We start from the raw sequence: 21,017 nt of genomic DNA, 5'->3' as shown, positions 1-21,017 counted from the left end.
GACCCTAGGGTAATCGCATGACGACGGACGGCTTCCACCGCTTCGCAGGCCTGGTGGGCACATACATTCAGCGTCACGGCGACGAGGTCTCTGAGCAGGAAGCGCAGCAGAAGCTCGGCGGCCTTCTCGAGGTGTGGCGAAGGTCGATGCACGACCGTGACGGCGTGATGTCCCGCGAGGACGGTTCCGACCTTCGCGGGGATGAGCTCAGGTTGCCGAAGCTCCCGGCGACCGAGCGGAGCGTCGCAACGAAGAACGATCCGCTGCTACACGTGACCCCCGCGCAGCAGGCGGACCACGCCATCCTCACGTTCCACAACCTGATGCGCGGATTCGACAGCATGGTGGTCAACGACAACCGCGACGAGTTGCGCCTGCACCTATCCGCGGAGTTTGTGATGATACGCGCCCTCTACGAGACCGCGGCCGCCGCGCTGTGGGTGCTCGGTCCGGACAGCAGCGATGAGCGAATCACCCACTCCCTTCGCTTACGGTTTGGGGAACTGACCCACTCCCGCAAGCTCACTATCAAGTACGCCGAGCTCGCCGACGACGACACGGGCCTGCAGGCGCAGGAAGACTTCGTCGCCGGCCAGCTCGAGGATCTCACCCAAATGGCGTCACAGGCTGGGCTCGATGCGCGCACTGTCCGCAAAGCCATCACCCCGGGGAATCTGGTGATCGAGGCGGGTCAATATGTGGACGAGCTGTCTCCCGCGCTGACTTACTGGTATTGGTCGACGGCGAGCTCTATCGCGCACGCCGAACCGTCCACTATAAACCTGCTGGCCGACATGCAATTTATCGGCGTGGACGTTCGGGACCAACCCATCGCGCACGTCGAACCTAGCGCCGTCGCCATCTGGAATCACCTCGACGTCGCCCACAAGATGATCTCCCAGGCGCACGAACTGTGGAATCGCCGAGCGGCTCCACCTTCGAACGCACCCGCGTGAGCGCCCTGCGGTGAAAGTCCTGGAACCTCAGCTCAGGTCGAGTACCCGCGGGTTCCACAGGACGACCGGCACTGTCGAGAGCCCGTACGTCTGATCACCGCTCATGCCGATGCGGAAGCGCAAGTCGTACTCTTCGGCGGTGCTTCGGACCTCAGCCTGGAGCTTGTCGTAGTCCCAAGACGAGTAGGGAGCGAAGGTGACGACGGCGAGTCGAGAGCGCCCTCCAGCTGGCCTGACGTTGTAGGCCCGGCCGTGATCCCTCACGTGGGTGGGCTCTCGGAACAGACATGCCCGTGACTCGTACTTGTGGAAGCGGCCGACGAGGCCGCTGTCGCTCGCGAGCATGTGGAAGCACGAGTCACGCGTGCCCACACTGAGCCCGTGGTCCGCAGCCCACGCGCGTTCGCGTTCCTCACGTCCGGGCAGAGCCAGTGTCGGGTCCGCATACAACGGGCGTCCGGAGGTCGCGTCGAACTGACGGAACGCGGTGGTGTAGCTGATGGAGTTCAGGTCCGCGAACGCGCGAACCTGCGCCTTGCGGCTGTGGTGGGTAGTCACGATCTCAACCTTTCGTCGATGTGCTCCGCGCAGCAATCGACGAGGGAAATCGAAGACAACTGAGAATTGGATACAGCGCGATCCCGTGGACCTTGTCGTCGTCTGTGTCGGTGCGCGGACCGAGACATCGGAGTAGGGCGTGCGCCACGCCCATTATGTGCAACGCATGGGCGCCGGAGCCTATTCCCGAGCCGCCCGTGAGGCCGGCGTAAATCCCTCTTGGCAAGGCCTTCCGGATCGGTCCGATCGGGACGTGAAGGACCCACATGCCGCCGCCACGGCGAGGCCAACCCTGCGCTCGCACCGAACCCTTGGGCACGAATCGTCGGTCCGTGTTCCGCCGCCCGCGCGCTCATGCGCGAGCTTGGACTAACCTCACGAGAGCTCGATGAGGCGGGTTGACACGCTTCTCGGATCCCGCGTGATGTTCGGTGCAAGCAGCCAGCCGCCGGCACGAAGATCGCCAGCACCGCCGTGCCAGAACTCTACGTCCCGAAGCTGATCCCGCTGCTGACGGCGCTGCTTCTTGGCCTGCTTCGCTCTCCCCAATGCCTGCGCCGGCCTACTGACCGCGGTCAGAGAAGTGGGCGCAGGTGAGGGCGCCGGTCGCCATTGCCAAGAAGCCGCTCAACAGTGGACTCCCGCCAGCCAAGTTCATGCGCGAGATCCGTCACGGTGACACCTTCGGACCGCGCGTAGTCGAAGGCCCGTTTGAGCAGAACAGGCGTCTCACCTTCGTACCTCGCTGTCGGCGAGGACTTCACAAGACCCGCGCTCTTCATCATCTCCAGCCGCTGGTATGCACGCCGCGCGGAGGCGTCGGAGAGCAAGCCGAGCTGGCGGGAGCGGTACACAATCGCTTTCATCTCGACTCCCCATTTCTGACTCAGGTGCGCGACGTAGTCCCATTCGATTTTCGGCCTCAACGCTGCGCGCATCGCGCGCTCAGGAAGAAGCAACTCGCCGGCAAACGCGTCGGCTTCCCGTTCGATCTCGATCTCCCCGTGCACCTCGTCCTGGTGGAGAGCGAAATGACCGAGCTCATGCGCCAGGTTGAAGCGGTGGCGGTAGACGTCATCAATGCGGTCCGGGGGCGTGACGACAAGCGGCCGGGAAAGCTTGCTTGTGGAAAACGCGCTTATTCGTTTGACCTCGGCGTCATCGGCGAAGGAGGCGAAGACGATGACGATGCCGTTGGCTTCTGCAGTACGAGTCAAGTGCGGAAACGGCTCTTCTAGACGGATCCCCCATTGCTCACGCAAGCCCTCTGCCGCTTCACGCAACGCGGCCCGGCCAAGAGGCCCGTCAACAGATCGGGGGGTGGGGAGATTGATGTCAGGGAACTGCACCCAGCGTTCGAGCGCGTGAGTCAACTCCCATACCTGCTCCGTGTAGGCGAGTGCCTTACTTCGCTGCCCCACCGTCGTAGCACGTAGAGACTTGAAGTGCGCGTCGGAGCTGTCGAGAACAGCGCGTGGCCGACCTGTCGCGAAAAACGGGACCGGAACATCGAGAACGCGTGCTACGGCTTCCAGCACATTCGGACGGGGAGCATTCACTCCCGCTTCCCACTGGCCAACCGCAGCGGCCGAGACCCCCACTTGAGATGCCAGGGCCTGCTTCGTCATCACCGCGAGCCGCCGCGCTTGACGGAGCCTGCCTGCGTCGAACAGTGCCGCGACGTCGGCGGTACGAGGTTCGGTGGGACTAGTCATTAGAGACAACTTTCGCGGCTTCCCGCGCACTCGCGATCTCGTTCTCATCTACCGGGGAAATCGCCTTTCGACGCCGCGGAGACATGGAAGGCACTGGGATCATGCCGGTGTCGAAGCGAGGTTCTGCGTCGACTTCGCGGAGGCGCTGCGGTGCCGCCCGGTAAAGATCGAGGTCCAGAGGAACGAAATGGACCCATTCCACGAACCCGTCTGCGCGGAGTCGGCCCTGGCCGAGGCCTGCCCCGAGGACCCCCGAGTCGGCGTTCGCGACGAAGGGAACGAGGAGTGCGCGACGCGGCCACACCGGCGCGGAGGTTCCCCAGCCCTCTTCTTCACCGGCACCGAACTCGAGTACCTGAGCGCGAGGCATCCGATTCGACAGCGCAACCAATGCATCACGGATCCGGCGGGGTTCCATTGCCGCGCTGTCCAGGCTCTCCTTGACCCGGGAGTCCTGGCGATATGCATAGATGGCTGTGTCATTGACGACCGGGATGTCGTACGACGCGCCCTCGGGGCGGTATGCCGCGAACTCTCCCGCCGCGGCTGCAGCCGCGACCATCTCTTCGTGAACGGTGAGCCACAACGAGTTGCCATACGGGTTCAGTTGACGAAGCCGGCTGGCGGTCTGTGCGTCCTTCGCCCGCTCGTTGGCGGTGTGCAGACCATCCGGAATTCGGGCCACGACATCGACCGTGCGAGGCCCCAGCAGCTCGGTAAGCCAATCCGGATGTGTAGCCACGCGAGACCCCCTTGGTTGCGCCGACGCCCTGCCGACATCAAAAAAGCTACACCTCGGCTAGCAACTTTGGCGATGGCGACACGCCAAAACTTCAGTTCTCTCCACCAATTGCGCATGCATGCGCTATGCTCGGCTCGTCTCAACCGAGACAAACGAAACGACCCCGCAGCGGTCGTGCCGCCACAGGGTCGAGAGTTCCGGAAGAACACCAACGATTCTATGGGGCGCGGTTGATCGAGGTCACCAGTAAGGAGCCAGCACCATGCCCGATCCGAAGAACCACAACAAGCCCTGGACCGCCGCCGACAACGCACAACTGCGCCGCGAGGCTGCGGGGAACACTCCCACGCGCGTCATCGGCCTTCACCTCGGTCGCACGCCGGATGCCGTTCAGTCCCACGCGTCTGATCTCGGCGTTTCGCTGAAGCCGACCAACCAGAGCCCGTACGGCACCCGCAAGAAGTAGGAGTCACGCGCACCTGGCGTGCGCGTGACTCACGGTCCCCTTCGGTGCCGTCGGCCTCGGTGGGACCGAAGGGGGTTACAGGCGGATACCAGCCCCCCGAGACCATGCTGTTCCTCGGATCCAATTTCAGCAGATGCGACCGCAACTCGTCGCGCTAGGAATCCGAACGGCCGATGTCCGCACAAGCATTCGTGCGCGGGCTCAAACTGGCAACTAGCTCTTGACGGGCGGAAGCGCTGACCTCATCGCAAGACGGTCGCTGACCGCGCGGCGGCCCGGCGTCCTGCGCAACTCTGCTCGGCGAGCCAGCCAAATGTAATCAGTACGCGTTGAAGAATGCGGTGGCGGCTGCCTGTGCAAGCTCGTCTGCGACGCCCTCGTCAATCAGCAGTCGGCCGACAAGGAACACGGCTAGGAAAGTGGCAAGACGGTGCGCTTCGAGGTCAGGGTCGGCGACCGGCGGCTGTCCGGTCGGTCCGATCCGTCCGTGCTGGGGGTTCGCGTACGCGGCAGCGAGGGCGCCCGATGCATGCGAATACTGAGACTCCTCTCGCCAGGCATAGAACAGGCCGACGCTCTGTCCTTGGGTGGACTTCGCCGCCGCGAGGAACTGGCGGGCCTGATTCTTGACCTCACCCTGCGCGGCATCGGTCACCATCTCATCCATCTCCGACAGGTCGACTGAGCTGTCGTAGCCCATCTCACGTATATGGTCGAATGCCTTCTTCGTCAGCTCGACCTCGTGGTCAAGCATCGCGTCGATAGCCTTCACACGCTCCTCTTTCGGCATGTCGTGAAGCCACTGGAGGCGGACTATCGTTTCGGCGAACGAGCGCCGGTTCGAAGCCGCGGTGTGCGACAACCCCGCCTCAGCAAGTACGGCGATGGTGCGCGACTGCTCGAAAATGTTCCGAAGCCATCCGACGATGAAGATGGTCGCTCGCGTGGCGGGTACGGCCGACATGTCTGCTGTCAGCACTCGCTGAGCGCTCGCCTTCGCGAATGCTGCGTTGACCAGAACCGCGGGGCGCTCGCGAAGTGCCCGCCGCTTCTCTTTCGTCTTCTTGCCGCTCACGACTTTGACAGTAGCGGGGCGGTCTCTCTATGTGCCTCAGCGGGTCGAGTCGTGAGCTTCGCGAGATACGTCTCGACGGATCTACTCGACTGCAATCCGAGGTGACATTGACTCGAAGGCGCGACGGGAGGACGACGACTGCTTCATGAGTCCGTCCCTGAGCGCACGGTCGGCGGTGCGTGGGTGCCGGGGTCACTGGCATCGGCGTTACTAACGCCGATGAGGGCCTGCGCGTACACGCGGCCGATGAGCAGGACAAACGCGGTTCAGGGTCAGTCGAACGTCGGCGTATCCGTAACCGCGCAGGCGAGCACCGATGACGCAAGCATGATCGCGATGACTGCGTTGATGCGGTTGTACTGTCGGCGGGTCGCGGCATGAGCCGTGACGTTGCGATGGAATGCGGTGCCGCGATGATCAACCCCGTATTTCCCGGTCATCGTCGCGTGAGCCGGGAGGAGCGAGAACGCGTAACGCCACCCGTGAGCGGCCAACTTCTTCTTCTGATCCGGGTTCAGGATCGCGCCCTTGTCGAGGTTCAGTTTGGGCACCCGGAACTGCGAGATCACGGTGTCGAGCACGTTCGTAGCCAATGCTTGCGCCGCCTCAGTGTGCTGGTCGCGCAATGCTGCGATCGCCCGCCGGATCATGTCGGCGAGGAACAGCGCTCGACGTGACGGGAGCGCGCTGGCGACGTCCTCGCAGTCGTTGAGGATGCCACGCCAGTTGTTGCTGATCACCCGGCGGCGGGCCGGACCATCCGCGGCCTGCAGCAGCTTGTCGATGACGGTTGCGCCGGGCACCCAGCCGAGCGGGATGCCATCCGCGAGCACGGCGTGGATCTGAGCTTCGATCGCATCAGGGTCGGCAGCGACGTCCAACCAGTTGGGGGTGACGCGCCGCAGCTTCAGTGCGTTAGCGAACCCGCTGAAGTCGAAGTCGAAGATGAACGGCGGAAGTTGGATAAGGGATCCCAGGTCCGGCAGTTTGAACGCCGGCATCATCGCCTCGAGCTGAGAGTCCGTGAACAGGCCACGTATGGGCGAACCCACGCCGGTCAGTCCGGGGACGTTCGTGTTGAAGCCACGCATGGCGGAACCTGTGCCGGCGAGTCCGGGGACGTCTTTCATCCACTCGGTCGCGTTCATCGCCGACGTCAGCATTCGCGTGCTGGCCTCACTCAGTCCGGGCGGGATGAACGAATGCTGCGCAAGGCCTGCCGCGTTTATCCACTCCATGTTGAAGAGGCCCGTGGAGAAGGCCTGGTCGATGAGCTTGGACGCCGAGTCGCCCAGCCGCAGTCCCTCAAAGTGCGGGGCGATCGCAGAGCTGATTGTCCGCATGAAGTCGTCGGAGAAGATGCGGCCCGTGGGCATGGTCGGGAACGCGTCATTCAGGCCCGTCAGCTCTTTCGATCCCGGCGGCTGGCCGTCGTCGTCGAGGATCGTCAAGACGGTACGCGTCCTCCGTGGAGGATCGCCCGACTCGTCGTCGGACTGCTTGTCACCGAGTTCGTGAGAAGAATCCTCTTGAGCGTCGTCCGCGGCCGCGCTGGTCGGCTCGTCAGGACTCGTCTCCGACTGGTCCGAGTCGCTCGAAGGGTGCGGTTCAGCAGGCACCTGACCAGCGAACCACACCCGCCCCGCGTTCATGCGGAAAGTTGCGCTCCGCCTCCGCGACGCGGTCGACTTCACGCCCGCAGGCCGGTCCTTCACCGAGCGGGGCTTCAAAAGAGACGCGGCGCGCCGTGCCCGGCCGCGCGCGTGCGATGTCTAGTCGCATCGATACCATTCAGACAATGGTCGACACAAAGCAGACGAAGACGATCGGCGAGCATCATGTTGCCTCCGAGCTCGCTCGCCGCGGCTGGGCACCCGCGCTCACACGCGATGGACTCGAACGCACCGACATCCTTGCAGTGCTCGCGGAAGGCGCGGAACGACGCCTCGTTGAGATTCAGGTGAAGACCGCTCGCGGCGCCCGCATGGATTCGATCAGCTGGCCATTGGGTTCGAAATCTCAGGAGCCGAGCCTTCACGACCGCGAGTACTTCGTCATGGTCGCCATTCCTCATGACCTACGCGAGCGCCCGCGCAACTTTGTTGTGCCGCGCATCCATGTTGCGGCCGCGGCATGGATCGAGCACATGAATTGGCTCACGCATCCCGACGCGCCGCCAGGAAAGCGCAACGCGCCGGTGGAGCGTTCCCGCGTTCTGCTGCGAACCTTTGCTGCCTACGAGGATCGATGGGATCTGCTTGAAGCTGATCAGAGCCGTTGCCCGGTTCTTCTGCCTGCGAACTACCATGACCTCGCGATCGCGCAACGGGTCGGACTGCCACCTGACCACGAATGGAACGCTGGCATTCCCGAGTCGTGGGTGAGAGCGGAACACGGCTCCTAGACCCCGTCAGCGACTCGGTCCCTCAGTGACTGCGGCGCGTCCGTCTACGCCATGTTGATCGGCGGACGCCACGCCGAGAGAAGACGTGCTTCGAGCAAAGCTCCCTCCTCTTTCGTAGTGGTGGTGACCCATGAGAGGTCGCAGCCTTGGATCCACTCGGTGAGAACGGCAACCTGCTCGGGCGTCATGACGGTCGGGCGCCGACGTGTGTACTCGCGCGTGAGCCCGAGTTCCCGGACCGCGACCCAGGAGCGCAGCGTGCTCCGACTCAGGTCCAGAGATGTGGCGAGGTGCGAGCGGAGGCGCGACCGCAGGCTCGAGTGTCGGCGACGGTTGAAAACGAGGCCATAGCGACGGGCGAAAACGAGGCCACCCAGACAGATTGGGTGGGTGATCTCGGTGGAGGATTGGGCATTGATTCGGCGGCTCGTCGCGGATGGAGTTCCGCAGCGTCAGGTCGCGAGGCAACTGGGTATCGGCAGGTCAACGGTCGATAGAGCATTGGCGTCGGATCGGCCGCCGAAGTATGAGCGGCCGGCGCAGGAGACGTCGTTCACGCCGTTCGAGGCGCAAGTGCGAGCGTTGCTGGCGGAGCATCCGGAGATGCCGGCGACGGTGATCGCGGAGCGGGTCGAATGGTCGGGGTCGATCACCTGGTTCCGGGAGAACGTGCGTCGGTTGCGGCCGGAGCATCGCCCGGTTGACCCCGCTGACCGGCTCAGCTGGGCTGCTGGTGATGCGGCCCAATGCGATCTCTGGTTCCCACCGGCGAAGATCCCGCTCGAGGACGGCACGAGCGTGCTGCTGCCCGTGTTGGTGATCGTCGCCGCGCACTCACGCTTCGTGACGGCGAAGATGATCCCAACGCGCAAGACGGAAGATCTGCTGCTCGGGTCGTGGGAGCTGATCCAGCAACTCGGCCGTGTCCCGCGCAGGCTGATCTGGGACAACGAGCCCGGCATCGGGCAGAAGGGTCGGCTCGCACAAGGCGTCGCCGCGTTCGCCGGCACCCTCGCCACCAAGGTCGTCCAGCTGCGCCCCTACGATCCGGAGTCGAAGGGGATCGTCGAGCGCCGCAACGGCTGGTTCGAGACCTCGTTCATGCCCGGCCGCACGTTCACTTCACCGGCGGACTTCAACGCTCAACTCGCAGACTGGCTCGAGAGAGCGAACAGCAGGGTCGTGCGGACGATCAAGGCCCGCCCGGTCGATCTGATCGAGCACGACCGGTCCCGGATGCTGCCGTTGCCCCCGATCCCGTTGCAACTCGGTTGGCGAGAGCGAGTAAGGCTGGGGCGCGACTACTACGTCCGCCTCGACGCGTCCGATTACTCCGTCGACCCGCAAGTCATCGGACGGCTCGTCGACGTCACCGCCGATCTCGACCGGGTTCGGGTTCGGCTCGACGGGCGGATCGTCGCTGACCACGCCCGCGTCTGGGCGCGCGGGAGCACCGTCACCGACCCCACGCATGTCGAGACGGCGAAACGGTTGCGGCAGCAGTTCCAGCAGCCGCGACCGACCGCCGTCGGCGATGACCTCACGAGGGATCTCGCGGACTACGACCGGGCGTTCGGGATCGAAGGAGTCGCCTGATGGTCACCGCGAAGCCGACCGAGTCGGTCAAGCAGATCACCTACCTCGCCGGCGCGCTGAAAGCTCCCCGGATCACCGAAGCCGCCAGTCGGATGGCTGACCAAGCTCGTGATGCGGGCTGGTCGTTCGAGGATTACCTCGCTGCCGTCCTCGAACGCGAAGTGAGCGCCCGCAACGCGTCGGGCGCGGAGTTGCGGATCAAAGCGGCCGGGTTTCCCGCGCGGAAAACGCTCGAGGACTTCGACTGGGACGTCCAACCCGCGACCCGGCAGCAGATCGCCGGGCTCGCATCGGGAGGCTTCCTCCTCGAAGCGCAGAACGTGGTGCTCCTCGGCCCGCCCGGAACCGGGAAGACGCACCTCGCGACCGCGCTCGGGATCGTCGCCGCCCGGCACGGTCACCGGGTGCTGTTCGCAACGGCGACGGACTGGGTCACCCGCCTCACTGACGCCCACCGGCAAGGGAACCTGCCTCGCGAGCTCGCACGGCTGCGACGTTACGGGCTGATCATCGTCGACGAAGTCGGCTACCTCCCGTTCGAGCAAGACGCCGCGAACCTGTTCTTCCAACTCGTCTCGAGCCGCTACGAACACGCCTCGCTCATCCTCACCAGCAACCTGCCGTTCTCGGGCTGGGGCGGCGTCTTCGGAGACCAAGCAGTCGCCGCCGCGATGATCGACCGCATCGTCCACCACGCCGACGTCCTCACCCTCAAGGGCGCCAGCTACCGGCTCCGCGGACGCGGGATCAACAGCCTTCCGAGCATCAGAACCCAAGATCCGGCAGACTGACCGAACGACAACCAGGTGGCCTCGTTTTCACACGTCGCAATGGCCTACTTTTCGAGCGTCGTCGACACTCGAGGCTTTACCCAGATATACGCACTCGTCGTCTCGGAACCACGCGTAGACACCGGGAAGCTCCGGAACGACTGATCGGGCCAATGAGCCCGCTCGTGTCCGAGGCTGCGAAAGCACAATGCTCCACTCTGATGTGACAGCGTTTGTCATCTCCTCAAGCTACAGAGAATGCTCGACATCACTCGGGCTTGGCGCCCGCCAGCCGGTCGCGGAGCGTGCCGGAGTGGCGGCGAGCGACGCGGGATACTCGGGTGTCGCCACCGAAGGTCCTTACCCGCCGAGCAGGCAATGAGCGCGGGATGAGGTGAGTGACATCCGTTTTTGCCGGGCTGGCTATTGATAGCGAAAGCAGACGCGCTGGATCCATGCCCCGATAGTCTCGGCGCATGACATCGACGCCCCGGAGGTTCGTCTTTCGGCCGCTCGTAGTCGTCGCCGGCGCGTTGGCAACGGTCCTGACGATCATCTTCGGGATTCTGCAGATCGGCAGTTGGATCAACGAGAACGCCGTCTGGTCTCTGTGGGCAGCGATTGTGGTTCTCATTGTCGCCATTGTGTTGCTAATCGCGCGCCTCGCAGCTGTGACTGAGGTCGCCAAGGTCGCTGAGCAAACGGCGGCTATTGAAGCCCAGAATGCCGAAGCGGCAACTAATGCGGCGGAACAGGCGAGGGGTGCACTGAGAGATCTAGAATCAGCGGGCCCACCGACTCCTCGCGCAGCGCTCAGTGAGATCGACAGGTCCGTCGCCGAACAGCTATTTCGCTATGCGTCGGATCCGGAACTATTGACCACATTGGGCTCGTTCTTCCCGTACCAGATCCCGCGAGGACCGGTTCGGTTGATTGATGAACTCTCCGAACTGCCCATGACGCGAACGGTGCATGACCCGCAACTGGAGCGGCACCTCGGCAATCTAGCGGAGACCGCGCAAGCGTGGCGCACGAAGTTCTTGCGGGTGGCTTCAGCTGACGGCGATCACTACAGCACGAGGCTTGCCCATTTCGTGTCTCAGGACGCGTACAAGCATCACACAGCGATGACGGACGAGCTCGGCGATGCCGGGTTTGAGTTGCACTCGAAGCTTCTTGCGTACCAGAAGTACTACGCCTCGTTGTAGTGCAAGGTGGACGGGCAGCCCCGGAACCTAAGCACGGGGCTCACGAAGGTCTCCAAACGGCGAAGCGTGTGAGTTCGTAAGCCGGTCGTCTAGCGAGGCAGTTCGCGACGCCCAAGGGGATGACGCGGGAGGAGCTCGCGAATGCGGCAGGTCATGGGTTCGAGATGACGTAGACGCTTTCGCTAAGTTTCGTCCGCTCTTCGCCACCGACCCTATCCTCCGGGAACTTGTAGGTGCCCACTTCGATCAGGGTGCCGCTATCGAGCTCGGCGCCGAAACCCCCGCCAGCTCCGCAGCCCATCTGCTCCCATTCCTGGTCGCGGATGTGGACCAAGCATGTCTTTCCTTCCCCGCGAGCAAGGTACAGCTCTGCGCCCTCGACTTCGCCCACATAGCGAGTGCTGTCGGGGTTAATCTCCGGCGCCCAAGTCGATGCATCGGCGATCAAGTCGCGGTTGGTCTGCTCGGCCTCGAACTCCGGGAGTGTGGAAGCCCCACAACCGGCCAAAAGCAACACCGAGGAAAGCACGAGCAGAATTTTTGGTGGACGCTCTCATCCCGGCAACCTAGCAGGGTTGACTCGACCCCAGCGCCGCACGATGAGCATAGGAGCAGCCATGCCACGACCGCACCGGATGGACCCGCTCATCGACGACTTCGCTCCGCTCGCAGAGAAGTTCGGCCGAACCACCGCCTGTGTCGCACACCGTTCCAGATAGACGCCGTCACGGTTGCGTCTGCCGGCACGCGGGCGCAAGGAATGAACTGGTGACAGGTTAAGTTGTCGCCGATTCGTTCCTCACGCCCATCTGACACACAGCGAAGCCTCATGTGGAAACAATGAATGCCGGACGTGGCGGCGCGGTGTCAAGACCTATGGCCTCAGCCCTCGATTATGAGCCGCTCGCACCTGATCTGGGCGGTCGTGGAAGATCTGTGCCCATCCATCGGATGATTGCCGTAGTCGGCGAACTTATTCCGCAGTGGTTTCTTGCCCGATGTAGGAACCGGTCAGAGTGTATCTGGACAAGGCGGACGTTGCGCCGATACTGCATATAGACACGCACGCCGCCCCCGTAGGGGCGGATGGCCGTGATCAGCAATCAGACCGGGAGGTCGCTAGCCCAAACCGGGGCCCAAGGTGCACTCCACGACATCTATGTCCGCAGCCTGTACCTGCTCCCAGACTGTCTCGACATCCTTACCCGGCTCTACGCCAAGATCCGTGAGGCATTCCCGCAGGCTCACGTAGGTCGGGGAATCGTAGGAGTTCGCCACCTGCCATCGGAAGTCCACTGGGGCGAAGTCCACGTAGCACCGGTCATGGGCCGATTTGTCGCCTTCCCAGTAGGAGTACTCGTGAACGACACCCACGGTGCGCTCCGAAAAAAGGGAAGCGCCTGCGTCCTTCATGCAGTCGCGAAAAGTCGCATATGCCGCGTCGTACGACTCTTGAGTAACCGGTTCTGCGGGTGCGTTTGCCTCAGGGTTGGAGGCGGGGTTGAAAGCACCACCGTATGCGGCGGCGCCACCAACGGCGATCACCCCGGCGACACCCGCCGCTGATGCGAGGACGATCAATCGCTTCTTCACATGCTTTCCTCCCTGCGAGAACGTAGATCCGACCTGGTAGCCGCCGTTGGTCCTTGCGATGTGATAACCGTTCCATGTCGCCGCTTGCGTCTTGGACACCGTTCCGGCGCATTCTGAGTCACCCAGGTTCACGCTGGCCTGCATGGTCGCGCAAGTTGCTTACGATTCGCTGACAGGTGGGGACAGGAGCACGGCGCGGGCAGATAACAAGAAATTCGGAACTGCCCAACTGATGGCGGTGCTGGGGCTGCGACCGTGCCGAAGGCGCTGTATCGGCACGGGATTCAGCTTGTGCCAACGTAACTGTGGGGGCCTATCCTCGGGCGCGGACGGCCTCGGGGGGAGCCTGCTCATCACCGCTGACGTGCGACCTTTCGCGTGTGGAGTAGTTGCAATCTCACTCGTCCGAGAACGGTCGCCGAGCGCGCTCGTTTCGGCTGACGGGCGCCACTTAGCGCCTCGACGGCGCCACGCGGCAGGAGGTTGTCTAGAGGGCGCTGGATTGGCCGCTCTGCTCGTCCTTGATGGCAGCACGCTGGCGACGGGTGTCCCGCTCGATGAAGAGGAAGGCGGCCACGGCGATGACTCCCAGCGCGAGACTTGAGAGGTTGCTACCCCCGGGCTCCAGCGCCGCATGGCCTGGCCATAACAGGATCACGAACGCTGACCCAACGACCAGCGACACGATGACCGTCCGCTTCCGCCTACGCTCTTGCTTGAAGAGCGGATCCAGGCGGGCGTTCAATTCCGAGCCAGCGTCGGTCACTCTCTTTGCGAACTCATCTTGCATCGAGCCCGCCGGAAGGTTGGGATAGATCGCGGCCAACCGTTCGAGCCGTAGGAGCAGACGCGACTCCTTACTGAATCGGCGCGCCAACCAGGTGATGGCTGCTGCGACAGCTGGCACCGACAAGATGGCAATCGTCATCTGCAGGAAGTCAGGTCCGCTCGGCATGCCAGCAAAGTAGACGGAGGCTACGACACGCTCGACACGCGAGAGCTGCGACAGGTGGCGTCCGGCAAGGTGGTGTACGGATCGGGTGACCGTGTCGCTGCGGACGTAGCGACGGTCACCGCGTGATCCTTCGAGAGAACTCTTCACATCCATCTCGAAAGGACCCCGACGATGACCGTCTCACCCCACGATATCGACCCTGCCCGCTTCCTCGAAGACCACCTCGCGCAGGCGTCTCCCGATCTGCTGCGGGAGATGCTCGGCACGTTCATCAACCAGCTGCTATCCGCGGACGCGGACCAGATCTGCGGCGCCGCTTACGGCACGATCAGCGACGACAGGGTGAACCGTCGCAACGGTTACCGCCACCGCGACTTCGACACCCGCGCCGGGACCATCGACGTGAAGATCCCCAAGCTCCGGCAGGGCACCTACTTCCCGGAGTGGCTGCTGGAACGCCGCCGCCGCGCGGAGGCCGCACTGACCACCGTGGTCGCGACCAGCTACCTCCTCGGCGTGTCCACCCGTCGGATGGATGACCTGGTGAAGACCCTCGGGATCACCGGGCTGTCGAAGTCGCAGGTGTCGGAGATGGCGCGCGACCTTGACGAGCAGGTGACCGCGTTCCGCACCCGGCCGTTGGACGCCGGCCCGTACTCGTTCGTCGCCGCCGACGCGCTCACCATGAAGGTCCGCGAGGGCGGCCGGGTCGTGAAGGTCGCGGTGCTGGTCGCGACCGGCGTGAACGCCGACGGCTACCGCGAGATCCTCGGTCTGCAAGTCAACTCGACCGAAGACGGCGCCGGCTGGCTGACGTTCTGGCGCGACCTCGTCGCGAGAGGCCTGACCGGCGTGAAGCTCGTCACGTCCGACGCACACGCAGGTCTGGTCGCAGCGATCGGCGCGACCGTCGGCGGGTCCTGGCAGAGGTGCAGAACCCACTACGCGGCGAACCTGATGAGCGTGACCCCAAAGTCCTCGTGGCCATGGGTGAAGACCCTGCTGGGCACGGTTTTCGACCAGCCCGACGCGGAGTCCGTGCACGCCCAGTTCGACCGCGTCCTGGACGCGCTCGAGCACAAGCTCCCCAGGTCGTTCGAGCACCTCGAGGCCGCACGTGAGGAGATCCTCGCGTTCACCGCGTTCCCGAAGAGCATCTGGCGGCAGATCTGGTCCAACAATCCGAACGAACGCCTCAACCGGGAGATCCGCCGCCGCACCGACGTCGTGGGCATCTTCCCGAACCGCGACGCGATCATCCGGCTCGTCGGCGCCGTCCTCGCCGAGCAACACGACGAGTGGGCCGAGCAACGCCGCTACCTCGGCCTCGACGCCCTCGCCGCCGCACGCCGCGTCGGCGAACCCACCACAGAGGAGGTGATCGAACCCGACCTTCGGGCCCTCACAGCCTGACCTCGACACGAGGGATCACACGATCACCGATACACCACGTCCCAGGACTTGACCCTGCGACATTGTGGACGACCGTGCGAATGCCGGTCCTGCCTCGGGCGATGCGCGGGGCCATGCTGGGGAATCGACGAGGCCCGCGGAGTGTGGACTTTGCCGCTCTCTGGCAGTGTTTTTTGATCGCTCGTTGGCGGGTGCGTCGGGCTCGGTAACTGGCTGAAAGCAGAGGGTTGTTGACTCTCTGCTTTGCTCGGTTAAAGCAGGGAGCCGAGGTCGGAGCCGAGGGAGGGGTAGGTGGCGGTGGTGGATTTGAGTTGCCGGGTGGTGAGGCCGAGCTTGATGGCGATACCGAAGGTGTTGATCAGTTCGGAGTAGCCGGGGCCGAGGAGGTGTGCGCCGAGGATCTGGTCGGTGTCGGTATCGATGATGATCTTGGCGGCGGCGGTGGTCTCGGCGACCCGGTAGGTGGAGTACCAGTTGCTGGTGTCGGTAAAGCGGACGGCAGTGTTGTGGCCTTCGGCAGCTTCTTCTTCGAGGAGACCGACCCGGTTCAGTTCCGGGATGGTGAATACGGTCGTGGGAACTCCGGTGTAGTCGGGCGCTGTCGTGGTGCCTTTCAGCATGTTCGAGGCCGCGACTTTACCCTCAAACACGGCGACCGGCGTCAGGGGCCGTCCCGCGGTGTTAGCGGCGTCTCCTGCCGCGTAGACGGCGGGATTGGTGGTGCTTTGCAGGTGTCCGGTGACGGTTACTCCGTGTGAGCTGCTCGCGATGCCGGCAGCGTCCAGGTGGAGGCTTTCGAGGTTCGGGACGCGGCCAGCACCGTGGACGACGAGGTCCGCGTCAAGGCGGGTGGTCGTGCCTTTGGTGTCGACGTTGAGCTGGAATCCGGAGGGGGTTGCCTCGATGGCGGTGACGCTGGTGTTTCGGTGGACGCGGATACCGGCTTGTTCGGTGCGTGAGGTCAGCAGCTCCACCAGGTCGGGGTCGAATTCGCGCAGGGGCCGCGGGCCGCGGTCGATGATCGTGCAGTGCGCGCCGGCTCGGGCGGCGATGTGGGCAAATTCGAACGAGATGAACCCGCCGCCGATGAACACGATCCGCTGCGGTAGGGCATCGAGGTCGAGGAACTGGGTGCTGTCGATGAGGTGCTCCGCGCCCGGGAATGTCAAAAGCCTCGGGGTGGCCCCGGAGGCGATGAGGAACCGCTCCGCCTCGTGGGTGGTGCCATCGATGGTGATGGTGTTCGGGCCGGTGAACTCGGCGTGACCGTGGAAGGTGGTGGCACCGTTGCCGGTGAGTTCGTCTTCCATGCCTTTTGGTACCCCGTTGGTGAAGCCGCGCTTGCGCTGCATGAGTGCCGGCCAATCGACACGGAGGCCAGCTTCTGTGATGCCGGTGTCGTTCATCAGCCGGGCGGCATCGACGATTTCGGCGCCGCGGCGAAGGATCTTTTTCGGGTCGCATCCCCGGAGAGCGCAGGTGCCGCCGTAGGGGAGCGCGTCGACGATCCCGACCCGCCAGCCTTGTGCGGCGCACTTGTTCGCAGCGGACGTGCCAGCCATGCCGGCACCGATGACCAGCAGGTCCAACGCGTCACTCACCGGGTGCCCGCTTCGACGTTCACGATGGCGTCGCGGATCTGCTCTGTCGTGGGGGACCCGGCAAGACCTGCTGGTGTCAGATACACCCGGCACGACAGGCCAGGCGGAGCCTCCGGCACGGGAAACAACGGCACACCGTCGGCCAGGAGAGTCGGGGAGCCGCGGAAGTCGACCGTTTCCGCTTCCGCTTGTGTCTCGATGAGCTGCCGGCTCACCGTGATGTCGGATCGTTCCGCCGTGATCACGGCGAGGCGCTCCTCGGTCGTCTGCCAGTTCGGGCACCCATCGAAGTACTGCAACGTGATCTCCATCCAACGACCGTAAACGTTGCAGCCCGGTACAAGGTCAAGTGGTGTGATGGTCACATGCGCATTGGAGACCTCGCCGCGGCCACGGGCGTCAGCACTCAAACCCTTCGCTTCTACGAACGCGAGGGCCTCCTGCCGGCCCCGAGCCGACAAAGCAACGGATACCGGGTCTATGACGACGGGGTCGCTTCCCGGGTCGGGTTCATTCGCGCCGCTCAAACCGCCGGACTAACGCTGTCCGATATCGCCGGGGTTCTCGCCCTCCGGGAGGATGGGCAGGCCCCGTGCTCACACGTGCATTCACTACTCACTGGCAAACTCGGTGAAGTCAGAGCCCGCCAACAAGAACTCGCCCGCCTCGAGAGAGAGCTCGTGGGCATGCTGACGACCAGCTCGGCCCTGGATCCAGCGACGTGCTCGGAGCGCAGCATCTGCCACGTCATCCCACAGCCGCTCCCGTAAGCCCGTCGTTGTCCGCACCAGCGGTCCGCCTCGAAAAGCTAAAGTTTTCCGAGGCACGCGAAACCCCTTCCGAGCAGCCGAGGGAAGTGGCGGATTTCCGGGACGCCATTTGTCTTGGAAACATGTCTTACCGCAAACTGTCTTTCCTTCGCCGCTTCTAGCAGTTATTGAGGCACAATGGTCGGGTGAGGCATCTCGGGTACACGCGGGTCAGTACGAGAAGCCAAGACGCGAAGTTGCAGGTCGACGCCTTGGTCAAATCCGGCGTGCAGGAGCGCGACATCTTCGCCGACGTCACCTCAGGTAGCCGAACCGCGATCTCCCGGCCCGGAATGAAGAAACTCCTCGACTACGCCAAGCCCGGCGACACGGTCGTCGTCTGGCGAGTCGACCGCCTCGGACGGTCCCTGATCGATGTTCTCAACACCGTGAAGCTCCTTCGGGAGCGAAACGTCCAGGTGCAGAGCATCTCTGATGGCATCGACCCGTCGACGACCTCGGGCCGGCTGATGCTGAACATGCTTGCCACTTTGGCTGAGTACGAGCGCGAGCTGATCACGGAACGGGTGAATGCCGGGATCACTGCTGCTCGGCAAGGCGGCACGAAGTTCGGCCGGCCCTTGTCGGATCCTGTCGTCGTCGCTGACAAACTCAAGCTCGTCACCGAGGCCAGGGCCAAGGGCCGGACCGCGGCAGATGCCGCGAAACTCGTCGGCTGGAGCCGAGCCACCCTCTACCGCCACCAGCAGGCCTTCGCGGCCCGCGAGAGCACCACCGTGTAAGTGACTCATGGACGCGGCCGAACGGTGGCGTGTTCTTCGGCTTCATGTCGAAGACCAGATCCCGCTCGCCGTCCTCGCCCGGGAGACCGGGATCTCCGCCCGCACCCTCCAACGCTGGCACCAGCTCTACCGCGCAGGCGGCATCGCAGCCCTCGAACCTCATGACCGCAACGACAAGGGGGGCCGCCGAACATCAGCGGAGACTGTCGCGTTCATCGAACGATTGGCGCTGACCCGGCCACGCCCAAGCATCGCCACCTTGCACCGGCTCGCCTCCGCGGAGGCGGAAGCTCACGAACTGCCGGTGCCGAGTTACGCGACCGTCCGCCAGATCGTCCAGGCACTCGATCCGGCCCTTGTCACGCTGGCACTTGAGGGACCGGTCTCGTACCGGGACAAGCACGAGCTCGTCTTTCGGCGCCGGGCGGAACACCCCAACCAGACGTGGCAGTCCGACCACACCGAGCTCGACATCCTCATCGTCGGCGCGGACGGGAAACCCGACCGGCCCTGGCTCACCACGGTCATGGACGACTACTCCCGCGCCATCTGCGGATACATGGTCTTCACCGGCGCACCCTCAGTCATCAACACCGCCCTCGCTCTCCGACAGGCGATCTGGCGGAAGACCGACCCGGCGTGGGCAATGTGCGGCATCCCCGAAATCCTCCACGTCGACCACGGCTCCGACTTCATCAGCCATCACCTCGAGCAGACCGCACTCGCCCTGCACATCAGGATCGTCCACTCCGCCGTCGGGCGACCCCAAGGCCGCGGGAAGATCGAACGGTTCTTCGGAACCATCAACACCGAACTCCTAGCCACGCTCCCCGGCCACCTCGGACCCGGCAGCCGAACACCAATGCCTATGCTCGACCTCGCAGGCCTCGACCGTGCCATCGGCGACTTCATCGGCACCTACAACGACCGGCCCCACAGCGAGCTGGGGATCTCACCCCGGGATGCGTGGGTCGCGGACGGCTGGCTTCCGCGGATGCCCGAGAGCCTTCAAGAGCTCGACGGGCTGCTCCTTACTGTTCCGAAGAACCGGGTCGTGCAACGCGACGGCATCCACTTCCAAGGCCAGCGCTACCTCGCCCCAACCCTGGCGCCGTTCGTCGGTCACACCATCACGATCCGGTACGACCCCCGGGACATCTCCGAGATCCGCGTCTACGACCGCGACACGTTCATCTGCACCGCCATCGACGAGGCCCACCCCAACCTCCGCCTCAGCCTCCGCGACATCGAAACCGCCCGCCGCGCCCGCCGCAAGCAGCTGCGTCGTGCAATCCACGATCGCATTCCGACCGTTGCCACCCGCCAGGAACCTCGCACCCCCGAACCGATCAAGCGGCGGCCACGGCTTCGCACCTACGAAGAGGACGAGTGATGAACCAGGCATTCATCGTCACCAAAGAACACCGACGCTTCACCGAGTTCGCCAACGCCGTCCGAAAGGAGAAAACCATCGGGATCTGCCACGGCGCCGCCGGCGTCGGGAAAACCAACTCCGCCCGCCGCTACGCGAACTGGGACGCCCTCGAGCCCTACATCAACGCGTGGGGACCGAGAGGCGATCACGACGCAAAGCACTATGCCCTGGCGAACCGATCCCGCACCGTCTTCTACACACCCGAAGTCCTCTGCCGGCCCAAGGACCTCATGCACGACATCGACCACTGGCAGATCAAAGTCGGACTCTGCGCCGACGAGCACCTCCGCTCCCTCATGCCCGACGGTGAAGTGGTCAGGCAGAACGACGTCACCCGCCTGGTCGAGCTCCTCATCATCGACGAAGCCGAACGGCTCACCCCGACCGCCTTGGAGCTTCTCCGCGACCGTCACGACCGCACGCATCTCGCGATGATCCTGATCGGCATGCCCGGTATCGACGAACGCTTCCGTCACTACCCCCAGCTCTACAGCCGCCTCGGCTTCTCACACCACTACCGCGCCCTTGGCCGGGAAGAGCTCCTCTTCGTTCTCGACCGCCACTGGAAGCGACTCGGCAGGACTCTCGACCCTGACGACTTCACCGACGCTCAAGCCATCGCCGCCATCGAACGCATCACCCGCGGCAACTTCCGCCTGCTCGAACGGCTCTTCCCCCAGATCAATCGCGTGCTGAAGATCAACCAGCTCGACACCATTACCGACGACGTCATTGAAGCCGCCGCGAGCATTCTCGTCATCGGCAACTAGCGACACGAAGCGATCACAGAACACCGCCAAAGAGCGGCAAACTCCACAGCCCGCGGAGTGAGGAGTGGGCCGATTCTCGTAAGTCCCGCCCGCGAAGGTGCCCGATGAAGGTCGCTCATGCGAACACGTCGAGACACCTCGGGACGATCGACGGAACGCGATCGCCGACGATACGAGCCACGACGCCAAGAGCGACCAGAGTGACGAA

Annotated in this window: 21 protein-coding genes; 11 read left to right on the top strand and 10 right to left on the bottom strand. The window is 64.2% G+C overall.

Annotated features, from left to right (window positions below; genetic code table 11):
* Positions 1-17: 17 nt before the first annotated feature.
* Positions 18-956: a hypothetical protein gene (locus CGU35_RS14410; protein WP_100812234.1), complete on the top strand. Its 939-nt coding sequence runs from the start codon at positions 18-20 to the stop codon at positions 954-956.
* Between the two features lie 27 nt (positions 957-983).
* On the opposite strand, the gene CGU35_RS14405 is transcribed toward CGU35_RS14410, so the two are convergent.
* From CGU35_RS14405 to CGU35_RS14395, 3 genes are all read right to left on the bottom strand, one after another.
* Positions 984-1,514 (bottom strand): hypothetical protein, encoded by a 531-nt coding sequence (locus tag CGU35_RS14405; protein ID WP_100812233.1) that lies wholly within the window; start codon positions 1,512-1,514, stop codon positions 984-986.
* A gap of 575 nt (positions 1,515-2,089) precedes the next feature.
* Positions 2,090-3,229, bottom strand: a complete 1,140-nt coding sequence (locus CGU35_RS14400; RefSeq protein ID WP_100812232.1) for an XRE family transcriptional regulator — start codon at positions 3,227-3,229, stop codon at positions 2,090-2,092.
* Positions 3,222-3,971, bottom strand: a complete 750-nt coding sequence (locus CGU35_RS14395; protein ID WP_100814541.1) for a hypothetical protein — start codon at positions 3,969-3,971, stop codon at positions 3,222-3,224. The genes CGU35_RS14400 and CGU35_RS14395 overlap by 8 nt, the downstream gene beginning before the upstream one ends.
* Positions 3,972-4,233: 262 nt before the next feature.
* On the opposite strand from CGU35_RS14395, the gene CGU35_RS14390 reads away from it, so the two are divergent.
* Entirely contained in the window at positions 4,234-4,437 is a 204-nt protein-coding gene (locus CGU35_RS14390; RefSeq protein ID WP_100812230.1) for a hypothetical protein, read from the top strand.
* 319 nt (positions 4,438-4,756) lie between these two features.
* On the opposite strand, the gene CGU35_RS14385 is transcribed toward CGU35_RS14390, so the two are convergent.
* Both CGU35_RS14385 and CGU35_RS14380 read right to left on the bottom strand, forming a co-directional pair.
* Positions 4,757-5,512 carry a DUF5677 domain-containing protein gene (locus CGU35_RS14385; protein ID WP_100812229.1) on the bottom strand — a complete coding sequence of 252 codons (756 nt, stop codon included), beginning with the start codon at positions 5,510-5,512 and terminating at the stop codon, positions 4,757-4,759.
* Positions 5,513-5,784: 272 nt separating this feature from the next.
* Positions 5,785-7,131, bottom strand: a complete 1,347-nt coding sequence (locus CGU35_RS14380) for a hypothetical protein (RefSeq protein WP_157811341.1) — start codon at positions 7,129-7,131, stop codon at positions 5,785-5,787.
* 179 nt (positions 7,132-7,310) lie between these two features.
* On the opposite strand from CGU35_RS14380, the gene CGU35_RS14375 reads away from it, so the two are divergent.
* From CGU35_RS14375 to CGU35_RS14360, 4 genes are all read left to right on the top strand, one after another.
* Entirely contained in the window at positions 7,311-7,916 is a 606-nt protein-coding gene (locus tag CGU35_RS14375) for a hypothetical protein (protein ID WP_100812227.1), read from the top strand.
* 390 nt (positions 7,917-8,306) lie between these two features.
* Positions 8,307-9,512, top strand: coding sequence for an IS21 family transposase (gene istA / locus CGU35_RS14370; RefSeq protein WP_100812226.1), 1,206 nt, complete (start codon positions 8,307-8,309; stop codon positions 9,510-9,512).
* The gene (gene istB / locus CGU35_RS14365) at positions 9,512-10,303 is read left to right on the top strand and encodes an IS21-like element helper ATPase IstB (protein ID WP_100812225.1); all 792 of its coding nucleotides are present in this window, start codon (positions 9,512-9,514) and stop codon (positions 10,301-10,303) included. Before istA ends, istB begins: the two co-directional genes overlap by 1 nt.
* A 455-nt stretch (positions 10,304-10,758) precedes the next feature.
* Positions 10,759-11,490, top strand: a complete 732-nt coding sequence (locus CGU35_RS14360) for a hypothetical protein (protein WP_100812224.1) — start codon at positions 10,759-10,761, stop codon at positions 11,488-11,490.
* A gap of 151 nt (positions 11,491-11,641) precedes the next feature.
* Here the strand turns inward: CGU35_RS14360 and CGU35_RS14355 are convergent, their stop codons facing one another.
* The 3 genes from CGU35_RS14355 to CGU35_RS14345 all read right to left on the bottom strand — a co-directional run bounded on the left by CGU35_RS14355 (position 11,642) and on the right by CGU35_RS14345 (position 14,191).
* Positions 11,642-12,019: a hypothetical protein gene (locus tag CGU35_RS14355; protein ID WP_100812223.1), complete on the bottom strand. Its 378-nt coding sequence runs from the start codon at positions 12,017-12,019 to the stop codon at positions 11,642-11,644.
* A gap of 590 nt (positions 12,020-12,609) precedes the next feature.
* Positions 12,610-13,083: a hypothetical protein gene (locus CGU35_RS18245; RefSeq protein ID WP_198519608.1), complete on the bottom strand. Its 474-nt coding sequence runs from the start codon at positions 13,081-13,083 to the stop codon at positions 12,610-12,612.
* Positions 13,084-13,570: 487 nt separating this feature from the next.
* Complete coding sequence (locus CGU35_RS14345; protein ID WP_157813999.1) at positions 13,571-14,191, bottom strand: hypothetical protein; 621 nt, start codon at positions 14,189-14,191, stop codon at positions 13,571-13,573.
* 18 nt (positions 14,192-14,209) lie between these two features.
* On the opposite strand from CGU35_RS14345, the gene CGU35_RS14340 reads away from it, so the two are divergent.
* Positions 14,210-15,451, top strand: coding sequence for an IS256 family transposase (locus tag CGU35_RS14340; RefSeq protein WP_100809640.1), 1,242 nt, complete (start codon positions 14,210-14,212; stop codon positions 15,449-15,451).
* Between the two features lie 251 nt (positions 15,452-15,702).
* Here CGU35_RS14340 and CGU35_RS14335 read toward each other — a convergent pair whose 3' ends face one another.
* Positions 15,703-17,052, bottom strand: a complete 1,350-nt coding sequence (locus CGU35_RS14335) for a dihydrolipoyl dehydrogenase family protein (RefSeq protein WP_100812220.1) — start codon at positions 17,050-17,052, stop codon at positions 15,703-15,705.
* Positions 17,049-17,363, bottom strand: a complete 315-nt coding sequence (locus CGU35_RS14330) for a thioredoxin family protein (RefSeq protein WP_100812219.1) — start codon at positions 17,361-17,363, stop codon at positions 17,049-17,051. Before CGU35_RS14330 ends, CGU35_RS14335 begins: the two co-directional genes overlap by 4 nt.
* A gap of 54 nt (positions 17,364-17,417) precedes the next feature.
* On the opposite strand from CGU35_RS14330, the gene CGU35_RS14325 reads away from it, so the two are divergent.
* The 4 genes from CGU35_RS14325 (at position 17,418) to CGU35_RS14310 (ending at position 20,809) form a co-directional block, all read left to right on the top strand.
* Positions 17,418-17,822: a heavy metal-responsive transcriptional regulator gene (locus CGU35_RS14325; RefSeq protein WP_100812218.1), complete on the top strand. Its 405-nt coding sequence runs from the start codon at positions 17,418-17,420 to the stop codon at positions 17,820-17,822.
* 185 nt (positions 17,823-18,007) lie between these two features.
* Positions 18,008-18,604 (top strand): recombinase family protein, encoded by a 597-nt coding sequence (locus CGU35_RS14320; RefSeq protein WP_100812217.1) that lies wholly within the window; start codon positions 18,008-18,010, stop codon positions 18,602-18,604.
* A gap of 7 nt (positions 18,605-18,611) precedes the next feature.
* Entirely contained in the window at positions 18,612-19,997 is a 1,386-nt protein-coding gene (locus CGU35_RS14315; RefSeq protein WP_100812216.1) for a Mu transposase C-terminal domain-containing protein, read from the top strand.
* Positions 19,997-20,809 carry an AAA family ATPase gene (locus CGU35_RS14310; RefSeq protein WP_100812215.1) on the top strand — a complete coding sequence of 271 codons (813 nt, stop codon included), beginning with the start codon at positions 19,997-19,999 and terminating at the stop codon, positions 20,807-20,809. The genes CGU35_RS14315 and CGU35_RS14310 overlap by 1 nt, the downstream gene beginning before the upstream one ends.
* Positions 20,810-21,017 lie beyond the last annotated feature (208 nt).

Origin of the sequence: Microbacterium sp. BR1, assembly GCF_002812725.1 — a bacterium.
Lineage (GTDB): Bacteria > Actinomycetota > Actinomycetes > Actinomycetales > Microbacteriaceae > Microbacterium.
The sequence above is the reverse complement of the archived record's forward strand: the minus strand, read 5'-3'. Positions and strand labels throughout refer to the sequence as shown.